20 protein-coding genes are annotated in these 24,031 nt (G+C 68.3%); 8 read left to right on the top strand and 12 right to left on the bottom strand.

What is annotated here, in order from left to right; all coding sequences use genetic code 11:
* Nucleotides 1-75 precede the first annotated feature (75 nt).
* The gene (locus ASD43_RS09180; RefSeq protein WP_082539340.1) at nt 76-393 is read right to left on the bottom strand and encodes a WhiB family transcriptional regulator; all 318 of its coding nucleotides are present in this window, start codon (nt 391-393) and stop codon (nt 76-78) included.
* A 157-nt stretch (nt 394-550) separates the two neighbouring features.
* Nucleotides 551-1,687: a mannose-6-phosphate isomerase, class I gene (gene manA, locus ASD43_RS09175; protein ID WP_056416418.1), complete on the bottom strand. Its 1,137-nt coding sequence runs from the start codon at nt 1,685-1,687 to the stop codon at nt 551-553.
* A gap of 86 nt (nt 1,688-1,773) precedes the next feature.
* Here manA and ASD43_RS09170 point away from each other — a divergent pair, with 86 nt between their 5' ends.
* The 4 genes from ASD43_RS09170 (at nt 1,774) to ASD43_RS09155 (ending at nt 6,173) form a co-directional block, all read left to right on the top strand.
* Nucleotides 1,774-3,189 carry an O-antigen ligase family protein gene (locus ASD43_RS09170; RefSeq protein ID WP_056416415.1) on the top strand — a complete coding sequence of 472 codons (1,416 nt, stop codon included), beginning with the start codon at nt 1,774-1,776 and terminating at the stop codon, nt 3,187-3,189.
* Entirely contained in the window at nt 3,186-4,484 is a 1,299-nt protein-coding gene (locus ASD43_RS09165) for a lipid A core--O-antigen ligase (protein ID WP_056416412.1), read from the top strand. The genes ASD43_RS09170 and ASD43_RS09165 overlap by 4 nt, the downstream gene beginning before the upstream one ends.
* A gap of 97 nt (nt 4,485-4,581) precedes the next feature.
* Nucleotides 4,582-5,538, top strand: a complete 957-nt coding sequence (locus ASD43_RS09160; RefSeq protein ID WP_056416409.1) for a glycosyltransferase family 2 protein — start codon at nt 4,582-4,584, stop codon at nt 5,536-5,538.
* Between the two features lie 5 nt (nt 5,539-5,543).
* Nucleotides 5,544-6,173: a hypothetical protein gene (locus tag ASD43_RS09155; RefSeq protein ID WP_056416405.1), complete on the top strand. Its 630-nt coding sequence runs from the start codon at nt 5,544-5,546 to the stop codon at nt 6,171-6,173.
* 28 nt (nt 6,174-6,201) lie between these two features.
* Here ASD43_RS09155 and ASD43_RS09150 read toward each other — a convergent pair whose 3' ends face one another.
* The 10 genes from ASD43_RS09150 to rfbA form a co-directional block, all read right to left on the bottom strand.
* A complete protein-coding gene (locus tag ASD43_RS09150; protein ID WP_056416402.1) occupies nt 6,202-7,383 on the bottom strand; it encodes a polysaccharide pyruvyl transferase family protein in 1,182 nt (393 codons plus the stop codon).
* A gap of 100 nt (nt 7,384-7,483) precedes the next feature.
* Nucleotides 7,484-8,218 carry an ABC transporter ATP-binding protein gene (locus ASD43_RS09145; RefSeq protein WP_056416399.1) on the bottom strand — a complete coding sequence of 245 codons (735 nt, stop codon included), beginning with the start codon at nt 8,216-8,218 and terminating at the stop codon, nt 7,484-7,486.
* On the bottom strand, nt 8,218-9,009 hold the full coding sequence (locus tag ASD43_RS09140; RefSeq protein ID WP_045255464.1) for an ABC transporter permease: 792 nt from the start codon (nt 9,007-9,009) through the stop codon (nt 8,218-8,220). The genes ASD43_RS09145 and ASD43_RS09140 overlap by 1 nt, the downstream gene beginning before the upstream one ends.
* 43 nt (nt 9,010-9,052) lie before the next feature.
* A complete protein-coding gene (locus tag ASD43_RS09135) occupies nt 9,053-10,963 on the bottom strand; it encodes a glycosyltransferase (RefSeq protein ID WP_056416395.1) in 1,911 nt (636 codons plus the stop codon).
* 11 nt (nt 10,964-10,974) lie between these two features.
* Nucleotides 10,975-12,111 carry a UDP-galactopyranose mutase gene (glf, locus tag ASD43_RS09130; RefSeq protein WP_056416390.1) on the bottom strand — a complete coding sequence of 379 codons (1,137 nt, stop codon included), beginning with the start codon at nt 12,109-12,111 and terminating at the stop codon, nt 10,975-10,977.
* 91 nt (nt 12,112-12,202) lie between these two features.
* On the bottom strand, nt 12,203-14,227 hold the full coding sequence (locus ASD43_RS09125; RefSeq protein WP_056416387.1) for an acyltransferase family protein: 2,025 nt from the start codon (nt 14,225-14,227) through the stop codon (nt 12,203-12,205).
* A 108-nt stretch (nt 14,228-14,335) separates the two neighbouring features.
* Entirely contained in the window at nt 14,336-16,468 is a 2,133-nt protein-coding gene (locus ASD43_RS09120; protein ID WP_056416384.1) for an acyltransferase family protein, read from the bottom strand.
* Nucleotides 16,465-17,880 (bottom strand): sugar nucleotide-binding protein, encoded by a 1,416-nt coding sequence (locus ASD43_RS09115; protein WP_056416379.1) that lies wholly within the window; start codon nt 17,878-17,880, stop codon nt 16,465-16,467. The genes ASD43_RS09120 and ASD43_RS09115 overlap by 4 nt, the downstream gene beginning before the upstream one ends.
* A gap of 6 nt (nt 17,881-17,886) precedes the next feature.
* Complete coding sequence (gene rfbB, locus ASD43_RS09110; protein ID WP_056416376.1) at nt 17,887-18,885, bottom strand: dTDP-glucose 4,6-dehydratase; 999 nt, start codon at nt 18,883-18,885, stop codon at nt 17,887-17,889.
* Nucleotides 18,885-19,754, bottom strand: a complete 870-nt coding sequence (gene rfbA / locus ASD43_RS09105) for a glucose-1-phosphate thymidylyltransferase RfbA (protein ID WP_056419405.1) — start codon at nt 19,752-19,754, stop codon at nt 18,885-18,887. Before rfbA ends, rfbB begins: the two co-directional genes overlap by 1 nt.
* 108 nt (nt 19,755-19,862) lie before the next feature.
* Between rfbA and ASD43_RS09100 the strand changes: the two genes are divergently transcribed.
* The 4 genes from ASD43_RS09100 to ASD43_RS09085 are packed head-to-tail and all read left to right on the top strand — an operon-like array spanning nt 19,863 to nt 24,019.
* Complete coding sequence (locus ASD43_RS09100; RefSeq protein WP_056416373.1) at nt 19,863-21,950, top strand: hypothetical protein; 2,088 nt, start codon at nt 19,863-19,865, stop codon at nt 21,948-21,950.
* A 47-nt stretch (nt 21,951-21,997) separates the two neighbouring features.
* Nucleotides 21,998-22,720 carry a glycosyltransferase family 2 protein gene (locus ASD43_RS09095; protein ID WP_056419401.1) on the top strand — a complete coding sequence of 241 codons (723 nt, stop codon included), beginning with the start codon at nt 21,998-22,000 and terminating at the stop codon, nt 22,718-22,720.
* On the top strand, nt 22,717-23,112 hold the full coding sequence (locus ASD43_RS09090; protein ID WP_056416371.1) for a DUF2304 domain-containing protein: 396 nt from the start codon (nt 22,717-22,719) through the stop codon (nt 23,110-23,112). Before ASD43_RS09095 ends, ASD43_RS09090 begins: the two co-directional genes overlap by 4 nt.
* The gene (locus ASD43_RS09085) at nt 23,105-24,019 is read left to right on the top strand and encodes a glycosyltransferase (protein ID WP_162247494.1); all 915 of its coding nucleotides are present in this window, start codon (nt 23,105-23,107) and stop codon (nt 24,017-24,019) included. Before ASD43_RS09090 ends, ASD43_RS09085 begins: the two co-directional genes overlap by 8 nt.
* The last annotated feature ends 12 nt before the right edge of the window (nt 24,020-24,031 follow it).

Raw genomic sequence — 24,031 nt, 5'->3', positions numbered from 1 at the left:
GCACAGGGCACCCGGCGTGGCCGCGAAGCGGTCCGCGTGGATCACGGCGGGCGCCGACGGCGACCGGACGTGATGTCAGCTGGCGCGGCGCTTCAGCTTGCGGCGCTCGCGCTCGGAGAGTCCGCCCCAGATACCGAAGCGCTCATCGTTGTTGAGCGCGTACTCGAGGCATTCGCCGCGCACGTCGCAGGAGGTGCAGATGCGCTTGGCATCGCGGGTCGAGCCGCCCTTCTCGGGGAAGAACGCCTCGGGATCGGTCTGCGAGCACAGCGCGTCTGCCTGCCAGGCCAGGGCGCTGTCATCTTCGGCATCTGGCTTCCGGACCCCGGGGACACCGAGGTTGATCGGATCGACGAACCAGTTCTCCGGTACGTCTGAACGGTAACCCGTCATCTCGCTCTCCAACCCCTGAATATCCGCCCCCTCGGCGGGCCGCGCAGAACTAATTACACCCGTGTCATTCCCATCGGTCAAGTCGTGGATCGTAAACCCTCAATCCGATCTTGAAGGTTCTTGAGCCTCGCACGGCGTGTCGCGCGGCGGGTCGAGGTCAGTCCGTGCGTGATCCGGGAGACGCCACGAAGGCCTCCCCCGCGCCGACGACGGTGAGGCGTCCCTCGTCGGCGGTCGCGAAGGCCGCGGTGCCGATCGGGACGTCCCGCGTCTCGCCGTCCGCGCCGCGCACCTGCACCCGTCCGGCGGTCGCGAGCACCATGGTCGGTCCGTCCACCTCGACGTCCACGTCGGCGCCGTCGAGCGCGATCCGTCGCAGCGCGAAGTCGGCGACCGGGACCGGATATTCGGTGACCGCGCCGACCGCGTCGGGGCGGAGCACCGGGACCTCCCCGGTGGTGGTGTCCAGGATCCCGAGGAGCTCGGGCACGTCGATGCGCTTGGGCGTGAGACCGCCCCGGAGCACGTTGTCGCTCGCGGCCATGATCTCGACGCCGAGACCTGCGATGTACGCGTGCAGCAGTCCTGCCCGGAGGAACACGGCCTCACCCCGCTGGAGCACCACATGATTCATCAGCAGTGCGACCACGACGCCCGGGTCACCGGGGTAGGTGCGCGAGACGTCCGCCACCGCACGCAGCGCGACGCTCCACTCCCCCGCATCGGACGCGGTCACGGACCGCACCGCGTCGATCACGTCGTCGACGGCGGCCTGCGCCTGCCCGGAGAGGAGCCAGCCGATCGTGTCACGCAGGACGTCCCCCTCTCCGCGAAGACGCGCGGCGAGAGCGCCGACACCGGCACCCGTGCCGAGCACATCCAGCAGGCGCAGTGTGTCGTCGACCGGACGAAGACCGCTGAGCGACTCGAAGCGCTCGCTGAGCGCCACGATCAGCTCGGGCTTGTGGTTGTCGTCGCGGTAGTTGCGCGTCGGGTCGTCGGAGGCGAGAGCGGCCTCCCGCTCCCATCCCGCCCTGGCCTGCTCGATCGTCGGGTGCACCTGGATCGACAGCGGCGAGGCTGCCGCGAGGAGCTTCAGCAGGTAGGGAAGCGAGCCGCCGGTGACGGCATCGAGCGTGGATCCGCCCTCCACATCGGCCGGATCCCCAGGATGGTCGCCGAACCACACCTCCGCCTCCGGAGCGTCCGAGGCGGCGCGGCCCTCGAGTTCGGCGAGGAGCGTCTGCGACCCCCAGGCGTAGTCGCGGGGCACGTTCGAGAGACTCAGCAGCATGTCACCAGAGTATTGCCACGGATGCCGACGGGCCGCCAGCGCCACCCACAGGTGCGGCGCCAGTCGCGCGCGGTAGCCTGAACGCGATGGCGCATTACACGAAGCATCCGGTCGCGGCCCCGCCCCGCGCGCCCGAGCGCGAATCGACGGGGCATCTGGTGCTGCGCGGATTCGTGATCATGATGATGCTCGCCGCCTTCGCGCACTCGGCGATCTACAACGTCGTCGGCGAGATCGGCGCGTTCATCACCCTGATCGCCTTCCTCATCGCCACCCTCGCCATCGGCATCCCGATGATCGCCCGCCGCCGACCGAGCGCCTTCCCCTGGCGCCGCCTCCCCTGGGCGGCGGTGGGCTACACGGCGCTCGCACTGCTCTCGGTCGCCTGGTCGCAGTGGCGTGGCGCCACCGTCATCACCTGGGTGCTGCTCGCGACGGTGACCGTCGGCGCACTGTTCATCGTGCAGGTGCTGACCTGGCACGAGATCGTGCGCGCGCTCGCCTCGACGTTCAAGTGGATCCTCGGCCTCTCGCTCGCGATCGAGCTCTGGGTCGCTCTCGTCGTGCACGAGCCGATCCTGCCGAACTTCTTCGTACGCCCCGAGGGCGACCTCGACCCGCACTGGTACTGGGTGCGCGGGAACCTCCTGGACGGAGGCCGTATCCAGGGCATCGTCGGCAACTCGAACATCCTGGCGATCATCTGCCTGTTCGCGCTGCTCACGTTCGGGGTGCTGTTCGCGGCGCGCACGCGGTGGCGCACGACTCTCGCGCTGTGGTCTCTGCTCGCGGCCTACTTCCTGCTCCGCGCGGGGTCTGCCACCGCGTACGCGTGCGCCGCGGCCGCCGCACTCGTGCTGGTGGTCGCCCTGCTGATGCGCCGCGCCCGCACTCCGGGCGCACGCACGCGGCTGTACGTGATCTTCATCGGCGGCACGGCCGTCGTGAGCGCAGCGCTGTGGCTGCTGCGCGAGCCCCTCTTCGCGCTGCTCGGTCGGAGCGCCGACCTCACGGGTCGATCCGACCGGATCTGGAGCGCGGTCCTGGAGCGGGTCGCGCAGCATCCGCTCTTCGGCAACGGATTCTCCAGCCCCTGGGTCCCCTTCGACCCGGCATTCCAGGGCTGGATCAAGGATCACGGCATCACGGTCTTCCACGCGCACAACATGTGGCTCGACGTGCTCATGCAGCTCGGAGTGCTCGGCGTCATCCTGATGGCGTTCGCCTACCTCAGCCTGCTGTGGAGGTCGTGGTTCTTCGCGATCGACCGGCCACGGTGGGACCTGGGCGCCGATCGCCCGTACTCGGCCCTCACGCTGCTGCCGAGCCTCTTCACCGCCGTGCTGCTCGTGCAGGGGCTGACCGAATCGACCCCGATCATGCTGTGGGGCTGGATGCTCCTGGTCATGTTCTCGTTCAAGATCAAGGTAGTCCCCCTGGTCGGCATCGGCGAACGCGAGCGTGTGATCGAACGCGGCGAGAGAACCCGGCGGGTGCCGTGACCTCGACGCGCCGACTGCCGGACCTGCTCAGCTCCGCAGAATTCGCCCGCGCCTACACGATCGCGGTCCTGACCGCGGTCTTCGCCTCCTTCACGATCGAGCGGGCGTCTTCTGCGGTGACCCTGGGGACGGTGATCGCCGCTCTGTGCGGCCTGGGGGCCGCGATCCTCTGGGTGCGGCGGGAGGAGCTCTCGCTCCTGCGCATCGCACCGTCATCACTTCTCGCCTTCCTGGCCTGGGCGGCGATCAGCCTCGCGTGGAGCACGGACAAGTCCGACACGATCCTCGGGTGGCTGGAGCTGGTCGGCTTCGCCTTCCTCGCCATCACGGTCGGCCACATCCGCGACACCCTGCAGACCGTGCGCGCGCTCGGCGACACGCTCCGCCTCCTCCTGGTCGTCTCGCTCGGGCTGGAGATCCTCTCCGGCGTCCTGCTCGACACTCCCTTCACCTTCCTGGGGATCCAGGGTCTGCTCGCCGACGGGGGGCCCGTGCAGGGCATCTTCGGCAGCCGCAACATGCTCGGCTTCGTCACGGTGATCGCGCTCATCACGTTCGTGATCGAGTGGCGCTCGCAGTCCCTCACGCCACGCATCGCCGTCCCGTCGATCGGGCTGGCCGCCATGCTGGCGTTCTTCTCCTCCTCTCCCACCGTGCTGGTGCTGGCGGCGGCGGTGGGGGTCGTGGCCTTCGCTCTCACGATCGTCCGACACGCGCCGAGCGAGCGGCGGACCTTCGTCCAGTGGGTGCTCGGGGTCCTGGTCGCCCTGGCCCTCGCCGCGGCGTTCGCCCTGCGGCACGTGATCATCGCGGTGCTGGATGCCGGTTCGGACTTCTCCATCAGAGCGACGCTGTGGAACACCATCCTCGACTTCTCAGCGCTCAAACCCCTCGAGGGCTGGGGGTGGTTCGGGTCGTGGGCGCGCGGCGAGTTCCCCTTCACCTACATCAACTTCCTGCTCGACGATCGTCATCAGAGCGCACTGAACGCGTACTTCGACGTCCTGCTGCAGCTGGGAACGGCCGGGCTCCTGCTCTTCCTCCTGTTCGGCGGGATCGCGACCGTGCGCTCCTGGCTCGTGGCGAGCATCCGCCGATCCGTCGTGTACGCCTGGACCCCGCTCATGCTCGTCACCCTCGCGGTGGAGTCGATGTTCGAGAGCTTCACCCTGGTCGGCGCCGGGTGGTTCATGCTCGTCCTGTGCGCGCTGCGTGCGGGGCAATCCCGCTCCTGGCGCGAGAACATCGACGCCGCGCACACGGGTGCGATCCCGACCCTGCGCTCGGAGCGCTGACGCGCTCGAGTCCGCGCCGGGGTTTCCGAGGTCGTCCGGGTAGGCTGTTGTGTGCCCGCGGCGTCCCGCGGACTCGAGCTTCCGGAGATCTCACCTCGTGACACATGTCCCCTTCGACCCGGCGTCCGCGACGATCGTCATCGTCACGTTCAACCGCTCCCACCTGCTGACGGGCCTTCTCGAGAGCATCGCCTCGATGGAACCGAAGCCGGGCCACGTCGTGATCATCGACAACGCGTCGTCCGACGACACCACCGAGGTCGTCGACTCGTTCCGCGAGCGCCTCGGCACCGAACTCGTGTACCGGCGCCTGGAGACGAACACGGGCGGCTCCGGCGGCTTCAGCGAGGGCATGCGCACCGCGTACGAACTGGGCTCCGAGTGGATCTGGATGATGGACGACGACGTCGAGGTCGTCCCCGACGGTCTCGCCAAGATGGGAAAGTGGACGCCCCGCTTCAAGAGCATCCAGGGCCGACGCTACGACTACGACGGCAGCGAGTTCTACTGGCAGTACCGCATCGCCGAGCGCATGGGCATCCCGATCCCGTTCGCCCCGTCCGGCTTCGACTCCTCCGGCTACAAGGAGATGAACAGCGGATGCTTCGAGGGCATGTTCATCCACCGCTCGATCGTGACGCAGATCGGCCTGCCCGACCCGAGGTTCTTCATCTACTGGGACGACCAGATGTACGGCTGGCTCGCCTCGCGCAGGACCACCGCCGTCATCGTCGACGAGTTCGTGCTGCGGCGCACCCGTGAGATCAAGCAGTGGGACATGGGCATCCGCCACATGAACGCGTCGAGCAACGCCTACCGCTTCTACATCATGCGCAATCGCGCGTACATCAAGCAGTACTACCGCGTGCACGGCACCTACAACCCGGTCCTGTTCGGGCTCGGCACGTCGATGACCTTCGCCAAGGAGCTCATCCGGCTGCTGTTCGTGGAGCGCACCGTGCGCGGCACCAGCAATCTGTTCCGCGGACTCAAAGAGGGCGGCGTGCTCGGACGCGACCGCTCCTGGACGCCGATGCCACCCCTGGAGGGCTGACCGACATGACCGACGAACAGCAGCCGGACGTCCGTTGGGCGCCCATGGAGCCCGCCCCGAGCAACCGCGGAAGCATCGCGCTCATCGTGGGGCTCGTCGTCGCGGTCCTCGTCGTCGTGGGGGTCCTGCTGTTCTTCCTCCTCCCCCGGGGCGAGGCACCGGCCCCGGGCGCGAGCGGATCGCCGTCGCCCTCCGCGTCCGCGTCCCCCACGGCATCCGCGTCCGCGACCGCGACCCCCGTGCCGACCACCGAGCCCGAGCCCACCACGACGCCCGATCCGGACCCGACGGTCCCCGTCACGGAACCTCCGACCGCTCCCGACCCGTCGCTCGGATCCTTCCGCGACAGCGTCCGGACCTGGCTCGACGACTCGCTGACCGGGCTCGACATCGTCGGCGAGACCAGCGGCCAGGAGTCCCTCTCGGTGCTCAACACCCTGCAGGCCGACGCGCAGCGCCTCGCGGAGTCCGCCGCTCCCGGGTCGATCGCGACGGAGTGGAGCGACGGCGTCGCCGCCTATCAGCAGGCCCTCACCGACCTGCGCTCGAGCGCATCAGAAGGAACCCCGTCGTCCGACGTGCTCACGCGGGCCCGCCAGGCCGCGGAGGACCTGCGGACGCTCGTCGAGCTCTGACGCGCGACGCGCCCGCCCGCTCGGGCGTCTAGTCCCGCTCGGGAGACGCGTACAGCCGTGCGGCGAGCTGTGCCTTCTCCTCGCCCAGCAGGCGCGCACGAGCCGGGAAGTCGGCCGCCGCCGTGGCGCGCAGCTCTCCGGCATCGACGTCGTCGCGCAGGGTCCATCCGGTGCCGAGCGTGATCAGCGAACCGTGCTTGACGTCGTAGTACCCCGAACGCGCGTTCACGACGGTGCCCCTCGCACCGGCCGCCGCCGCGAGGAGGTGGAAGTGGAAGCGGGAGGTCAGCCAGTCCTGCCCCGCCTTGGCCGGAAAGCCGTGGTCCCACATGCGGACGAAGGGGAAGAACGGCGCCCCCTCGTCGACGTGCTCCGCGGCGTACTTCGAGTCGTCCGGCGGGATCGCCTCGGCGAAGCCGACTCCCGAGCCGCCGTGCTGCGCCCTGAACGCCTCCACCAGATCGCGCAGGTCGGAGTCGTCCTCATCGTCGAACATGTCGCCCTGGACCAGGACCATCGCGTCGGGGACGTCCTCCTCGGCCGCGTAGAGTTCGCGGCTGTTCGCGAACGCGAGGAAGGCATCGTCGACCCCGGCACGCACTCCGACGGCGTCCGCACTGTCGGCGTCACGCGCCTCCGCGTAGTCGAACTGCGCGAACTGCTCCGCGAGGCGCTCGCGCAGGTCGCCGCTGACCGGCATGAATCCCTGACCGGTGGCGTAGATCCTGATGCCGAAGTCCGCCTTCAGCGTGGTCATCGCCGCGATCACGCCGAAGTTCTCGGGCCAGATCTCGTTCATGTATCCCCCACCGAGCAGATGCACCGACTCCATCCGGCGCAGCTCCCTGAGCCCGAGGTCGTACCGTGGGGATCCGAGGTCGCGCAGCAACGTGCCGGCCCGCTCGCCGGCGGGTTCCGGGTCCGCCGGGCCCGTGTGCGCCATGTGCCACAGAGTGTTCGTCGTCCGCAGGCGCGGGTGGGTGTCGTGGAACAGGTGAGCGGCGCGCCCCGGCTCGATGGTGTCGAGCCACACCTCGCGGTCGGGCTGATGCTCGGSGAGCCAGTCGAGCCAGGAGCGAGTGATGAACTCGTCGCCGAAGTTCGGCTGTCCCCCCGCCGAGACCAGATAGACCGGGCCCTGCGGCGCGGCGAAGAGTCGGGAGGCGGCGCGACGCAGATTCGTCGCCGCGCGCGCAGCAGAGAGAGCCATGGGTGGGACCGCCTCGGGTAGGCCGTGTCGGCGAGAGCGGGGGTACTCGCGCCGTTCCCCCGAGCCTACCGACGATCACCGCACGAGGCTCCGGACGCTCTCAGGTCGCGATGTCCGCGTTGTACCGGTCGAGCACCTCGGCGATGGAGGCATCCATCACCAGTGCGCCCCCGTCGAGGTACAGACCTCGCGTGCAGAAACGGCGGAGGTCGCGCTCGTTGTGGCTGACGAAGAACAGGGTGCGACCGTCGGCGAGGAGTTCGTCGATCCGCCGATAGCACTTGTCTCGGAACGCCTTGTCGCCGACGGCGAGCACTTCGTCGACGAGCAGGATGGGCTCGTCGAGCTGAGACACCACCGAGAACGCGAGACGCACCTTCATGCCGTTCGACAGGTGCTTGTAGGGGGTGTCCTCGAAACCGTCGAGCTCGGCGAAGGCGATGATCCCGTCGTAGCGACGCGACACCTCGTCTTTCGACATCCCGTGCAGGCCGGAGGTGAGCCGGACGTTCTCTCGCACCGTCAGATCGCCCACGAAGCCTCCGGTGATCTCGATCAGCGGTGCGACACCTCCGTTGACGGCCACCGTCCCCTCGTCTGCGAGCAGAACCTTGGCGACGAGGCGCAGCAGGGTCGACTTGCCCTGCCCGTTGCGACCGACGACACCGATCGACTCCCCCTGCTGCACCGAGAAGCTGACGTCCCGCAGTGCCCAGAACTCTCCGGGGCGCGAACGTCGGGCTGCACCGGCGAAGAGATCCTTGAACGTGCGGCCGCCTCGACGGTTGCGCCGGAAGCGCACCCCGAGTCCTGACACTTCGATGGCGACCGGCATCACAGCTCCTTCAGCACGGGGCGCTCGAGGGCGCGGAAGGTCCAGATGCCCAGTGCGAGGATCGCCACGCACATCACCGCGCTGACGATCACGGGCATCGGCTCCCACAGCTCGGGGAAGAACCCGACCCGATACAGGGTGAAGATGCCGGCGAGCGGGTTGAAGGCTCCGATCGTGTGGAAGGGAGCCGGAAGGTCGCGGAAGCTGTAGATCACCGGAGAGGCGTAGAAGAGCGCCCGCAGGATCAGCGCCGTCGTGCGCTCGAGGTCGACGTAGAGCACGCACAGCGGCGCCACGAGCAGCCCCAGACCGACGAGCAGGACGACCTGCATGATCATGGCCACGGGGAACCAGAGCAGCGACCAGCTGACGGTCGCCCCGCTGAACACCGCGAACAGCACGAGGACCGGAAGAGACAGGAGGAACTCGATGCCCTTGCTGAGCACGATCCGGTTCACCCAGATCGACCGCGGGATCGCGGTGGATCTGACGAGCCTCGAATCCTTGCGGAAGGCACGTGTGAAGTCCGAGACCGACGAGTTGAACCAGACCCACGGCAGCAGCGCCACGATGAGGAACACGATGTACGGGTCCTCACCGACGCTGCGGTGGAAGATCTGGGTGAAGACGAACCAGTAGATCGCGCTCATCACGAGCGGATCGAGCACCGACCACAGGTAGCCGAGCGAACTCGTCGCGTAGCGCACCTTGAGATCGCGCGCCGACAGCAGCCACAGCGAATGCAGGTACCGTCGAGGCGTGCCGGGCGCCCCGACGGTCGACTTGCTCATGTGACTCCTGTGCTCAGGCCGCCCGAGAGGGCGCGAGGTGCGTTCAGTCCTTCTGCACCTTATCGAACGTCGCCCGCCACTGATCGGGCGAGGTGACCTTCGGGGTGCCCTTCGCGAACTCCTCGGACAGCACCTTCCAGCGCCGCGCCAGAGCGAGGTTGAGCCGGATGCTGCGGAGGAGGAAGCGGTGCATCGTCGAGCGATCACGCTGGTACCAGGCGACGCCGAGCCCGTCGGGCGAGGTCACGAGCGCGGAATCGATGTCGGCGAACCGCCACCAGTTGATGTCCTGCGCCGAGATGATCCGCTCGGGGTTGAGGCGGCTGCCTGGCGACTGCTTGATCAGGAGCTGACGCGCTCCGACCCTGGCGGCGAGCACGAGCGCCGCGATCGGGTTCGTCGGCTTGCGCACGCCGCCGAGGATCGCGAACGAGGAGCGACGGACGGGCGGGAGCGCGGAGAGGTCTTCGACGACCTTCGAGTCGATGTACGCCGTGCGCATCTCGCGGATCTCCGCCTGCTTGCCCGGGAGCAGATCGGGCAGCACGGCGGGGCCGCGCATGACGTCGCGCAGGGCCTCGTGCCGCAGGCGCACCGCCGAATACTGCAGCATGAACAGGAGCTTGATGTCACCGAGGAAGGAGTGCAGCGGAAGGAACCCGCCGTTGCGGACATGCGAGTGGAGGAGACCGGTGATCACCCGGTTGCGGTGGATGAAGTACTCCTCCCACGTGCGAGTGGGGTCCTTGTCGTGCCAGGCCATGTGCCACACGGCGACTCCGGGCAGGCAGACGGTCGGGTACCCGTGATCGCGCGCACGCAGCGAGTACTCGATGTCGTCGAACTTGAGGAACACCGGCAGCGACAGACCGATCTCGCGGAGGATCGCGGTCGGGATGAGACACATCCACCACCCGTTGAAGTCCGCGCCGAGGTGGCGGTGCAGCCCCGGGGTCTCGCGCAGGGTCTCCTCCGCGAAGTCGTGGTCGTACTCGCTGGCGCCGGAGGGGCGCATCCAGGACTTGCGCTGATCCCACACCTCGCCCTGCGTGTACAGGACGGAGCGGTCGTCGAGGTGCAGCATGCCGCCGCCGACGATGGTCGGGGTGATCGCGAAGTCCGCGAAGCGCACGGCCCGCACGATGGCCTCAGGCTCGGAGATCGCGTCGTCGTCGAGCAGCAGCACGTACCGGCTCTCCTCGGAGCCCAGCGACTCGAGCATGGCCCGCGAGAACCCGCCGGAGCCACCGAGGTTCGGCTGACGCAGGACCTCCAGCTTGTCGCCGAGCGCCGCGGCGGCGTCGTCGAAACCCGGCTGATCCGAGACGAGATCGGTGCCCTGGTCCACCACGATCACGCGATCGACCACATCGTGCACGTGCTCGTTCTGCCCCACCGCGATGATCTGGTTCAGGCAGTACGACGGGCGGTTGAAGGTGGTGATGCCCACCGTCGTCTTGCCGGGCGTCCAGTCCTCGGGAGCCGCGACCTGCCACTCGGCGGACACGAGCGTCGCATCGGAGTTCCCTGCCGCGATGTCGAACCAGTAGGAGCCGCCGTCGATGAACGAGGTGATCGGGAGGTCGAAGGTGACCGTCTCGTCGGAGAACGACTTCGAGGCGAGCGCCGATGCGCGTCCACGGGCGCTCGACTTGTACACCGAGATCAGTCCCTTGCCCTCGACCGATGCGACGAGACGGACCGAACGGACGTTCGTCGAGTGCTGCCAGTAGCTGGCCGGGAACGCGTTGAAGTAGGTGCTCAGCGAGACGCGGCGGTGCGCGTACACACGGATGCTGCGACGCCCGACGATCTCGTACGCCTCTCCGGGCTGGGAGCCGTCTCCGGAGCCGGTGTCGACGTAGAGGGCCGAGACCTCGGCCACGCCCTCGGTGGGGAAGACCGTGTGATTGACGGCGACGAAGTCGGTGTTCGTTCTCGTGTTCTCAGTCATGGGGAGTCCTGTCAGGCCAGCTCGTTGTTCCACATCGACAGCGCAGACCCGATGGCCATGTGCATGTCGAGGTACTGGTAGGTGCCGAGACGTCCGCCGAAGTGGACGTCGTTCTCACCCTTGGTCAGTTCACGGTATGCCAGGAGGCCCGAGCGGTCCGTCGGGGTGTTGACGGGGTAGTACGGCTCGTCCTCGCGCGTCGCGAAGCGGGAGAACTCCCGCATGATCACCGTCTTGTCCTTGGGGTAGCGGTCCTCCCGCTCCGGGTGGAAGTGGCGGAACTCGTGGATGCGGGTGTAGGGGACGCCCGCATCGGCGTAGTTCATCACCGGCGTTCCCTGGAAGTCGCCGGTCTGGAGCACTTCCTCCTCGAAGTCGAGGGTGCGCCAGGACAGCTCCCCCTCCGCGTAGTCGAAGTAGCGGTCGACCGGACCCGTGTAGACGATCGGCACCTGCCCGACGGTGGCCTTCTTGTTGAGCGGCTGCGACTCGTCGAAGAAGTCGACCTCGAGCTTGACCTCGATGTTCTCGTGGTCGGCCATGCGCTCGATCCACGCGGTGTAGCCGTCGGTCGGCAGTCCCTCCCACGTGTCGTTGAAGTAGCGGTTGTCGTAGGTGTAGCGCACGGGGAGTCGGCTGATGATCTCGGCCGGGAGGTCGCGCGGGTCGGTCTGCCACTGCTTGGCCGTGTAGTCCCGGATGAACGCCTCGTAGAGCGGGCGTCCGATGAGCCCGATCCCGCGCTCCTCGAGGTTCTGCGCGGACTTCGGGTCGAACTCCCCCGCCAGCTCGGTGATCAGCGCGCGCGCCTCGTCCGGCGTGTGCGCGGCGTTGAAGAACTGGTTGATCGTGCCGAGGTTGATGGGCAGCGGGAACACGATGCCGTTGTGGTTCGTGTAGACGCGATGCACGTAGTTCGTGAACGTCGTGAAGCGGTTGACGTACTCCCAGACGGTCGGGTTGGAGGTGTGGAAGAGGTGTGCGCCGTAACGGTGCACCTCGATCCCGGTCTCCGGCTCGTTCTCGCTGTAGGCGTTGCCGCCGATGTGGTGACGGCGGTCGATGACCGTGACCTTCCGGCCGGCGGCGGCTGCGCGTTCAGCGATGGTGAGTCCGAAGAAGCCAGACCCGACGACGAGGAGATCCATTGATGCAACTTTCCTGATGCTGACCGACGTGACGAGGTTCGCGGGCCGTGACGGGCACGCGTTCACACATTTTAGCTGGCGCTCGGTGCGATCAAGCTGAGGGCGGCGGCAGGTGGCCCGAATCCGCGAGAATTCGTTCGAGGAACGGCGAGAGGGTTCGCGCGTAGCTGCGGGACAGGTGGTTGTCGTCGATGTACACCGCGATGTTGCCGATCGCCGCCTGGCAGACGTCCCAGGGGCACAGCCACGGCGTGAAATCCACCGTCGTGACGGCGTCCGCGAACACGGACGAGGGATTCTCCTCGGCGAGCACGAACTCCCTCGGCACCTCGCAGCCGCGCGACTCGTCGATCGCGCACTCGTACATGTCGAAGTCGAACCGTGGGTTGTCGCGGACGCCGATCACCGGGATGTCCGCCGCGCGCAGTTCGTCGACCGCCTCCTCGATGCCGTGCAGAAGGCGCTCGGGCTCCTGGGCGTCCGCTCTCGTCACCACGAGGTACACCGCGTCAGGCGAGATGACCTTCGCATAGTCGAGAGCGGCACGGGCCCACGGCTCGCACGACGCCTCGGTGGGGCTGCGGGATTCCTCCGCGAGGCCCGCCGTGCAGCCACCGCGCAGCATCGTGATGATCGCCAGATCCCGGTCCTCGGAGAGGGCGATCAGCGGGGCGGAGAGCTGCTGTGCGTGCGAGTCGCCTATCACCAGGATCCGCATCGCCGCGTCCGCGGCGTCCTCGCTCTGGTTGCACGTTCCCTCGAGCACGGCGTCTCTCGGTGCGAATCTGCCGGTGCACGCGGGTCCCACCGCCGCCCACTCGGCGTTCAGCTCCGTCGGGGTCGGGATCATCGGCGCATCGAGGTCGGCGATCTCGAACGCCACCTCGACCTGCGACGCCCCGGGGTAGTCGGAATCGGCGGCCGCGGCCGCGAACTCGGCGGTGCGCGTCTGCTCCATCCACCGCCACCCCGCGGTCGCCCCCGTGACGACCACGACCGATGCCGCGATCACGGCGACACCGCGGATGACCGTCGGGCGATCGGTGCGGGAGGGCCCGCGAAGGGGCCTCTCGACCCCCCGGGACAGCAGCCGCGCGGCGATGAGCGACATCCCGATGATGATCGCCCCCTCGACGAGGCCGACACGGTCGGTCTCCGCGACGACCATCCACATCACGAGGATCGGCCAGTGCACGAGGTAGAGCGCGTAGGCGTCCGATGAGAGCGATGACAGCGGTCGCGACCCGAGCAGTGCCGCGGGTCCGCCGCGCTGCTCCCCCGCGCCCGCGACGATGACGGCGGCGGTGCACAGGACGGGCCAGAGCGCGAGGTATCCGGGGAATCCCCCGCGCACGTCCAGGACGATGCCGCAGAGCACGATGCCCGCGAGCCCGGCCCAGCCCAGCACCGCCCGCGCTGCCGCCGGCATGCGGATCAGCGGCAGCAGCAGAGCGAGGAGCGAACCGGCCGCGAACTCCCAGAGCCGTGTCCGCGTGTCGAAATAGGCGAACGCCTGCGCGTCGCGCGTCTCGATGACGGAGAACCACAGCGACCAGACGAAGATCACCAGGAACACCGCGACGAGCACCGCCCGGATGAGATCGCGACGCCGGCGCAGCAGCAGCGCCACCACACCTATCAGCACCGGCCAGAGCAGGAACACCTGCCCCTGCACCGACAGCGACCAGAAATGCTGCAGCGGGCTGGTCTCGGCGCTGTCACGGGCGTAGTAGTCGACCTCGGAGAACGCCAGCTGCCAGTTCTGCACGTAGAACAGGCTCGCGAGGCTCTCGTTCCAGATCCGCGACCACTGCGAGGGAGGCATGAACGCGTACGCGGCTCCGAGAACCGCCAGCAGCGTCACCGCCGCAGCGGGCACGAGGCGCCGGAAGCGGCGGGTCCAGAAGGCGCCGAGAGCCAGGGGCGCACCGGTGATGGCACGACGGGCCAGCGATCCGGTGAGCAGGAACGCCGACACCATGAGGAAGACGTCGACTCCCCCGGACACCCGCCCGAGCCACACGTGATAGACGACGACGAGGACGATGGCCAGCGTCCGCAGCCCGTCGATGTCCGCACGGTGCGAAGGCACCGCCGACGTCGTCTCGGGTCGCATGGAGGCACTCCTGCCGGCTCGCTCGGCCGCTGCGTGGATTCTCCGCCGCTTCGGGTGACGGAGACGGGTTCCCTCGAGACTATCGCAGAGGGGCGGCCACCCGATCGGTCAGGGCTGCGCGCCGGACGACGCCTCGAGGGCGTCGTCGACGACGTCGCGCAGAGCGTCGCTGAGCGTGGATGCGTACACGCTGCTCAGGTGGTCGGCATCATAGAAGACCGGTTCGCCGCCGACCGCCGCGAAGCAGTCGGTCTCGTCGCAGAGCAGGGAGGTGAGATCGGCCGACCAGAGACCTGCCAGCGGATCCTTCGCCGCGAGGGAGACGGGATCGGGGGGCATCGCCGCTGCGCGCGGAACGGCGCACGCGTCCGGCGACTGCGGATTCAGCAGGAGGCAGTCGAGATCGCGGACATCCCCGTTGAGCGGGGTGTCCGCGATGGCTACGACGGCGCTGCCCGACTCGGTCCAGCGACTCCACGTGCGCCGGAGCCCCTCCGCGAACTGCTCCTGCATCGGGCGTCCGCTCCCGTCATCGATCAGCTGCTGGCGTGCGGCCATCGAGGTGATGACGAGGTCCGGTCTCTCGGCGGCCACCTCGTCGGACAGGGCCGCCGACCAGTCGCGGCACCTCAGGTAGTCGGCCGGGCCCCAGGCGGAGTCGAAACCGACGAACGCCACATCCGCCGGCGGACAGCCGGGGAAGGAGCTGATGGTCAGCTGCCATCCTTCTTCGCGGGCGATGGGGAAGACGGCCGCCTGCCACTGCTCCGCGTGCGAATCCCCGACCAGCCATACCCGGGGACCCGCTCCGCCGTCCGAGAAATCGCACTCGCGCGTCGTCTGCCGTCCGTCGAACACGAGATCGTCGCCGAGGTCTCCGCACTCCGGCGCGAGGGCGAAATAGGCATCCGCCTGGGTCACGACCGGGTCGAGGACGGGCGCAGAAGGATCGCACCGCGCCTGATCGGCGAGTGCCGCCGCTCCGACGCAGGCACCTCCGGGGTCCTGCGCGGCCTCGGCCGTCGCCGTGCGGGACGCCGCCCCGCCCAGGAGCAGGAGCGCGACGAGCGACACCACCGCCATCATCGCCCCCGCGCCCGCGAAGGCGCGTCCGGTGCCACGCCACCACCTCGCGCGCTGCGCGGGGACCTCGATCCAGCGCCGGCTCCCCCAGGCCAGGACGAGCGCGACGGCGAGGATGCCGATCCTCGACCACAGCGACAGGGGCGCGCCGATCACGAAGGGCGTCAGGACGATCAAGGGCCAGTGCCACAGGTACAGCGAGTACGAGACCTCTCCCACCCACTGCACCGGCCTGGCGTCGGTCAGCCGCGCGATTCCCCAGAGCGGGGCTCGACGACCGGTACCCGCGACGATCACGGCGACGGTCGCGAGCACGGGGAGCAGAGCGGCGACGCCCGGGTACGGGGTCTCCGGCCCGAAGACGAACGCGGCGACCGCGATGCCGGCGAAACCGGCGACGGCGAGCATCGCTGCGGCGACGGCATTGAGCCGGCCGAGGACACCCCACGGCAGGAGGGCGATCGCCGCTCCGGCAGCGAACTGCCATGCGCGCGTGAACGTCACGAAGTACGCCTGCGCCGGCGATCCCGCGGTGTAGGCGACCGCCGCGGCGAAGGAGAGGGCGGCGACCGTCGCCACGACGATCAACAGCAGACGTCGGCGACCGCTCTCTCTGCCCGCGCGCACGGCGGCCGCGGAGGCCGCGAGCACGAGCAGAGGCCAGACGAGATAGAACTGCTCCTCGACCGACAGCGACCAGTAGTGCTGCACCGCGCTGGAGGCGGCATTGTGGGCCGAGTAGTCGACCGAGAGCGCGGCGAGGGTCCAGTTCTCCACATAGAAGACGCTGGCCAGCGCCTGCACCGCGTTGTCGGTCCACCGGGTGAAGGGCAGCAGCAGCCAGACGCCGAGAAGAGTCACGAACACGACGGTGAGCGCGGCGGGCAGCAGACGCCTGATGCGGCGTGCGTAGAACGCCGCGAGACGCACCCGACCCGTGCTCTCGGTCTCGGAGAGCAGATGGCCGGTGATGAGGAATCCGGATATGACGAAGAAGGCGTCGACGCCCACGTATCCGCCGGGCACGCGATCGGGCCAGAGGTGGTTGAGCACCACCAGACCGATCGCGACAGCCCGCAGAGCCTGGATGTCGGTGCGGAATCTGCGCGTGCGCGCAGACGCTCGGGAGGTCGCGACCGCCGTGGCGGACGCGCTCACGACGCCAGGTACTCCTTCAGCTGCTCGCCCGCGTCACGCGGGACGAAGCCTGTGGCCTCGAGCTTCGAGAGATCCAGGACGCTGTTGAGCGGCCTCGGCGCCACGGGCCCGGTCGCACCGGCGAAGTACGTCTCGGTGCTGACCCCGGAGACCCGCGCACGATCCGCTCCGGTGAGCGCGAAGATGTCTCCCGCGAGCTCGGCCCACGTGCGGGGCTCCCCCGACCCGGTGACGTTGTACGTGCCGTACGGCGCGCGCGTGCGGAGGAGATGCGCGATCGCGCGGGCGATCTCCGAGGCGAATGTGAGGCGCCCGCGCTGGTCGTCCACGACGTTCGGGTCGATCCCCCGCTCGGCGAGCGATGCCATCGTCCTGACGAAGTTCTTGCCGTCGCCGATGACCCACGAGGTGCGCAGGATGTAGTGGCGCGGCGCCGTGGCCACGGCGAGATCCCCCGCCGCCTTCGACTGCCCGTACACGCCGAGCGGGCAGAGCACGTCGTCCTCGAGATAGGGGCGGGTCGAGGTGCCGTCGAACACGTAGTCGCTCGAGACATGCACCAGCGTGACGCCGTACTCGGCGGCGATCGCGGCCAGACGCGCCGGTCCCGAGGCGTTGGCCGCCCATGCGTCACGGCGCCCCTCCGCGGTCTCGGCGAGATCGACGGCCGTGTACGCGCCCGCGTTCACGATCGCGTCGTAGTCCCGCCACCGCCGCGCGGTGCGGAGCTCGGAATCGCCGAGGTCGAACTCCGCACGGGTGGTCCATTCGATGTGGTCGGCGGCGCCGAACTCGTCGCGCAGCGCGCGCCCGAGCTGCCCGCCGGAGCCCACCACGAGGATCTTCTTCGCGCTGATCGGGGTGACATCCGCCAGACGCGGATGCGCGAGGTCCTTCTCCGAGATCTCGACGTCTGCGAGATCGATCGGCCAGGCGATCGCGGCGGTCTCGTCGGCGAGATTGAGGAAGGAGTACGACGCCTCCGGCGACCAGTGGTCGTTCACGAGATACGCGTAGGCGGTGTCGGGCTCGAGCGTCTGGTAGGAGTTGCCCACTCCGCGCGGCACGAAGATCGCCTTCGAGGGGTCGATCTCGGCGGTGAAGACCGCGCCGAACGTCGGGCCCTCGCGGAGATCCACCCAGGCCCCGAAGATCCGCCCGGTCGCGACCGAGACCCACTTGTCCCAGGGCTCCGCGTGGATGCCGCGGGTGGTGCCGACAGCGTCGTTGAACGAGATGTTGTTCTGCACGGGGCCGAAGTCGTCGAGGCCGAGTGCGGTCATCTTCTCGCGCTGCCAGTTCTCCTTGAACCAGCCGCGCGAGTCGCCGTGCACCGGGAGGTCGAAGACGACGAGCCCGGGGATCCCGGTCTCCACGATGCCCAGCTTCTTGCCGAACGCGATCTCACCCACGGTCGGTCACTGTCCCTTCGACGCGTAGAAGGCCTCGGTCGCGTCCTTCGCAGGAGCCCACCATGCCTCGTTGTCGCGATACCACTCGATGGTCGCGGCGAGTCCCGACTCGAAGTCGGCGAACTCCGGCGCCCAGCCGAGCTCCGTGCGCAGCTTGCTCGAGTCGATCGCGTAGCGGAGGTCGTGCCCTGCGCGATCGGTGACGTGGTCGTACGCGTCGCGCGGCTGACCCATCTCCTCGAGGATCAGCTCGACGACATCCTTGTTGTTGCGCTCGCCGTCCGCACCGATGAGGTACGTGTCGCCGATCCGGCCCTTCTCGAGGATCGTGAGCACCGCGGACGAGTGGTCGTTCGCGTGGATCCAGTCACGGACGTTCTCGCCCGCGCCGTAGAGCTTGGGGCGGATGCCACGGATCACATTGGTGATCTGACGCGGGATGAACTTCTCCACGTGCTGGTAGGGGCCGTAGTTGTTCGAGCAGTTCGAGATCGTCGCCTGCACCCCGAACGAGCGCACCCAGGCGCGCACGAGCAGATCACTGCCGGCCTTGGTCGACGAGTACGGAGACGAGGGGTTGTACGGAGTCTGCTCGGTGAAACGCTCGGGGTCGTCGAGCTCGAGATCGCCGTACACCTCGTCGGTCGAGATGTGGTGGAAGCGGGTCTCGTGCTTGCGTGCGGCCTCGAGCAGCGTGTACGTGCCAACGATGTTCGTGTCGAGGAACGGCCGGGGGCTGTGCAGCGAGTTGTCATTGTGCGACTCCGCGGCGTAGTGCACCACCGCGTCCGCCTCGCCGGTCAGGCGGTCGACGAGCTCGGCGTCCGTGATGTCGCCCTGCACGAAGCGCACTCTGTCCTCGGGCAGTCCCGCGAGCGATGCGCGGTTGCCGGCGTAGGTGAGCGCGTCGAGCACCGTGACGGTGTGCTCGGTGTTCTCCACGGCGTAGTGGACGAAGTTGGAGCCGATGAAGCCGGCCCCTCCGGTGACGAGGATGTTCGACATCAGCGACCTCTTTCCAGGGTGTCGAGCAGGTAGGTGCCGTAGCCGGACTTCACGAGCTTCTGCGCGCGTTCACGCAGTTCGTCGTCGTTGAGGAAGCCCTGTCGCCAGGCGACCTCCTCCGGCACGCCGATGCGCAGACCCGTGCGGCGCTCCATCGTGCGCACGTAGTCTCCGGCGTCGGACATCTGGTCGAAGGTCCCGGTGTCGAGCCAGGCCGTGCCACGGGGCAGCACCTCGACCTGGAGCGTCCCGCGCTCGAGGTAGGCGCGGTTGACGTCGGTGATCTCGTACTCGCCGCGCGCGCTCGGCTCGAGGTTGCGGGCGATCTCGACCACGTCGTTGTCGTAGAAGTAGAGACCGGGCACGGCGTAGTTGCTCTTCGGCTGCTCGGGCTTCTCCTCGAGCGAGACCGCGCGTCCGTCCGCGTCGAACTCGACGACGCCGTATGCGCTGGGCTCGGCCACCCAGTAGGCGAACACGGCACCGCCCTCGACGTCGGTGTAGCGCTTGAGCTGCGTTCCGAGTCCCGGGCCGTAGAGGAGGTTGTCGCCGAGGACGAGGGCTACCTTGTCGTCGCCGATGAAGTCGGCGCCGATCACGAAGGCCTGCGCGAGTCCGTCCGGGGAGGGCTGCTGCGCGAACGTGAGGTTCACCCCGAACTGCGAGCCGTCGCCGAGCAGACGCTCGAACTGCTCCGCGTCGTGCGGCGTGGTGATGATCAGGATGTCCCGGATCCCTGCCAGCATCAGCGTCGACAGCGGGTAGTAGACCATGGGCTTGTCGTACACGGGGATGAGCTGCTTGGAGATGCCGATCGTGATCGGGTGCAGCCTGGTACCGGAACCGCCAGCGAGAATTATGCCTTTCACCCCCATATCGTGCCACATCCTGCCCGAGAGGTTGGGATCCACGGCATGTTGACTTGCGTCACACGAATCACAGTGGCAACATCTGTACATTTCCGCCACAATGGGCAAGTGACCGGCTCAATCTTCCCCCACCTGCGCGCCCTCATCGCGAGCGCGGCGGCTGTCGTCGTCGCCGCTTCCCTTCTCGTGGCTGCACCCGCCGGCGCCGCCACGGCACCGCTCTCCGGCGGAGTGGCGGCAGTGGCAGCGTCGCAGGCACCGGCGTCGAGCACCGCCGGGGTGGTCGACTCGTCCATCCGCAAGACCGCGGACCTCTCGAAGTTCCGCCCGGGGAACATCATCGCCGACGAGGTCTTCTTCGACAGCTCGACGATGACGGTCTCGGACATCAACACCTTCCTCGACTCGAAGGTGAAGGTGTGCAGGTCGAGCTACGCCTGTTTGAAGAGCTACTCGCAGCACACGCCGAACAAGAACGCGGATGCGTACTGCAACGGCTACACCGCCGGGTACAGCGAATACGCGTCGACGATCATCTACAAGGTCGCGCAGTCCTGCGGCATCAATCCGCAGGTCCTTCTCACGATGCTCGAGAAGGAGCAGAGCCTGGTGACCCACTCCTACCCTGACGCGGGCAGGTTCCGGGCAGCGATGGGACAGGGATGCCCCGACACGGCCGGGTGCGATCCCGCCTACGCCGGATTCTTCTACCAGGTGTACGGCGCCGCACGTCAGATGAAGATCTACGCCGAGGGTCGGTACTTCACCTACTACGCCCCCGGCAAGACCTGGAACATCCTCTACAACCCTCAGGCGAGCTGCGGCCGAGGCCCCGTCTACATCGAGAACGTCGCGACCTCGGCGCTCTACTACTACACGCCGTACCAGCCGAACCGCGCCGCGCTGGCCGCAGGCTACGGCGAGGGCGACGCGTGCTCCGCGCACGGGAACCGCAACTTCTACCAGTACTTCACCGACTGGTTCGGGTCGACGCAGGTGCCCACGATCCGACTCGTGAAGGCGAGCAACGCCAACGAGATCTACCTCGTGACGGGCAAGCGCAAGTACCACATCACCACCAGCACGGATCTGCAGGCGTACATGGCCGTTCTCGGCTGGTACCACACCAGCGATCCGGGCACGGTCGCGGCCCTCACCAACGCGGGGACGGCGACCCGCTTCGTCCGCGATGCCAGGGACGGCGGGATGTACCTGCTCGAACCCGACGGGTCGAAGCACCACTTCACCGCCGCGGATCAGGTGACCAGGCTCGGCTTCAACATGGCCGTGTACACATCGCTCGGGGCGTCGCTCATCGACTCCTTCCGCACCGGAACCGCCGTCGGCGCCTACTTCAAGGCCGAGGGAGACGACAGATTCTTCCGCTGGGAGAACGGCACCAAGCGCCACGTGGTCAACCCGTACGCATGGGCGCAGCAGAGCGCCGCGGATCGCGCGTACGTCGCCACCATCCCGGCGGCGAACGCCGCCGCGATCCCGACGGGAGTCGCCATCCTCCCCGCCGGCATGACCGTGCGCGAATACGGCTCCCCCGACGTCTACATCGCCGGCACCGGTGCCGAGATCATCCACCTCCCCACCTGGGGACTCGCTCGCGATGCCGGTATCCGGGATGCGGGTGTCGTGCCCAGCGGGACCCTCGCGAAGAACGCCCCCGTCGGTGCGAAGTTCTCCGCAGTGGTCGCGTGCGGCGACGTGAAGTATGTCGTGGACGGCGGAGGTCTGACACGCGTGCAGACCGCGCCGGCCGGAACGACGATCACCCCGCTGCCCGCCTCCCTGTGCTCCTCGATCCCGAAGACGGGGCGCGCGGTCGGCGAGGCCGTGCTGGTGAAGACTCCCGGCGCGGACGCCGTCTACCTCCTCCAGGGGAACCAGCTGCGGCACCTCCGCAGCCAGCAGCGGCTGCAGGAGGCCAACGGCAACCGCCCCCTCTACTTCTTCTCCTGGAGCACGGACACGAGGAGCGGTTTCGCAGTCGGAGCACCGCTGCTCGCGGACCGCACCTTCGTGACGCTGGGCTCTCCCGAGACGTATTTCGTCGACAAGGGCGTGCTGCGGCATGTGCAGTCCTCCGCCAGTCTCCTCAGGCTCGCCGCTCCCCAGTGGCCGACAGTCGTGGATCTGCCCGCTGCCTACCGGAGCAGCTACCAGTTCGGCACGCCGATCCCTTGAGCCGAGCGACCGGGGGCGGGAGCGCCGATGCCCTTAGAATGGACGCCATGGGCTCGGCTAGTGAACGACTGATCATCATCGTGCCCGCCTGGAACGAGGAGAACAACGTCGGCACCACGGTGACGGAGATCAGGTCCACCCTTCCCGGCGCCGATATCGTCGTGGTCGACGACGGATCGACCGATGCCACCGGTATGGTCGCACGGGCCGCCGGAGCAGACGTGCTGACGCTCCCCTACAACATGGGGGTCGGCGGCGCGATGCGCACGGGCTACGCGTACGCGCAGCGTCACGGGTACGACAGGGCGATCCAGGTCGACGCTGACGGTCAGCACAATCCCGAGGACATCACCAGAATCCTGGAGGGGTTGTCCTCTGCGGACATCTCCATCGGCGCGCGCTTCGCCGACGTCGGGTCATATCAGGCGAGGGGTCCCCGGCGATGGGCCATGGTGTTCCTCGCCGGAGCGATCTCGCGGATCGCCGGCACGAAGCTCACCGACGTCACCAGTGGATTCCGAGCGGCGAACAGGCGCGCCATCGATCAGTACGTCTCCTATTTCCCCGCGGAGTATCTGGGCGACACGATCGACAGCCTCGTCGCTGCGCTCCATGCGGACCTCACCGTCACCCAGGTCCCCGTGGCCATGCGTCCGCGGATGTCGGGAAACCCCAGCCAAGGGTTCGTGGGGTCGGCGATCTACCTCGCACGTTCCATCTTCGCGATGACCCTCGCGGTCGTCCGCCGTCCGATGCGGGGTCGCGCATGATCTCTTTCGGAGCGCTCGCGCTCGGCCTCATCATCGTCGTCAGCGTCACGGCCATGCTTCTGCGACGCCAGTTGCGCGAGAAGTACGCCGTCCTCTGGCTGGCGATCGGCCTCGCGGCGCTGCTGCTGGGGATCTTCCCCGCAGCCCTGCAATGGCTCACGATCGTTCTCGGCTTCCAGCTTCCCGCGAACCTCATCTTCACCCTCGCGATCGCCCTTCTCCTCGCCGTCTCGCTCCACCTCTCGTGGGAGCTGACGCGAAGCGAGGAACGCCTGCGCCGGTTGGCAGAGGAGGCGGCGATCGCCCGTCTCGCGCAGGACCGGCTGGAGGCCGATGTCGCCGAGCTTCGCGCGCTGGTCGTCGACCGCCCTCAGAGCCGCGACGATGAGTGAGCCGACTCTCGTATTCAGCACGTTCACTCCCCCGGTCGCCCTGATCGAGACGGTGCGCCGATTCATCTCCCGGCACCCCGTGGTCGTCGTCGACGACGGCGGCTCGGATCCTCATGAGGTGTTCCCCGCGCTGCTCGACCTCGGAGCGACGGTGATCCGCCGTCCGACGAACGACGGGATCGCTGCCGCTCTCAATGCGGCGATGACCGTCGCCTACGACGCCGGCGCGGAGACCGTCGTGACATTCGATCAGGATTCCACGCCGACGTCCGACACCATCGACATCCTTCGCGACACGTGGGAGCGGGTCTCGACCGCTCAGCCTCGGGTCTCGGCGGTCGTTCCCGCGGAGTTCGCCCAGGTCAGGCAAGCACGCTCGGACGAGGCGCTCGCGCCTGCTCGTCGGGTCATCCAGTCGGGGATGCTCATCCCGCGCGCAGCATTCGAGTCACTGGGTCCCTTCGACGAATCCCTGTTCATCGATCTCGTCGACACGGATTTCGAACTGCGTTCACTCTCTCGCGGACTCCGGATCATCGCCGCGCCCACGCGCATCGACCACGAGTTGGGAAGCCCGGTGGCTCTCGCACCGTTCCCGCTTCTCCCGCTGACCGTCACGACGATGGTCAGCACGCCGTTCCGTTATTACTACCGGATGCGCAACCGACTGATCCTCACGCGCCGGTATCTCCGGTCGGCACCGGGTCGGATGCTCGCGGACCTGGCCGTCGATCTCGCGTATTTCGCGGTGGTCACCGCTTCCGCTCGGCCTCGTCGGCGGATGCTGGCGGTGCTCTGGCGTGGGGTCGCAGACGGTTTCCGCGGCCGTGGAGGTCGGGCTCCGGCGACGGTCCAGGCCGCCGCGCAGCAGATCAGCTGGTCCACGCGGACGACGCGCCGCCGCTAGACCTGCAGGCCT

The organism is Microbacterium sp. Root553 (genome assembly GCF_001426995.1).
GTDB lineage: Bacteria > Actinomycetota > Actinomycetes > Actinomycetales > Microbacteriaceae > Microbacterium.
Note: the sequence above shows the minus strand (reverse complement) of the source record. Positions and strands in the feature narration are given on the sequence as shown.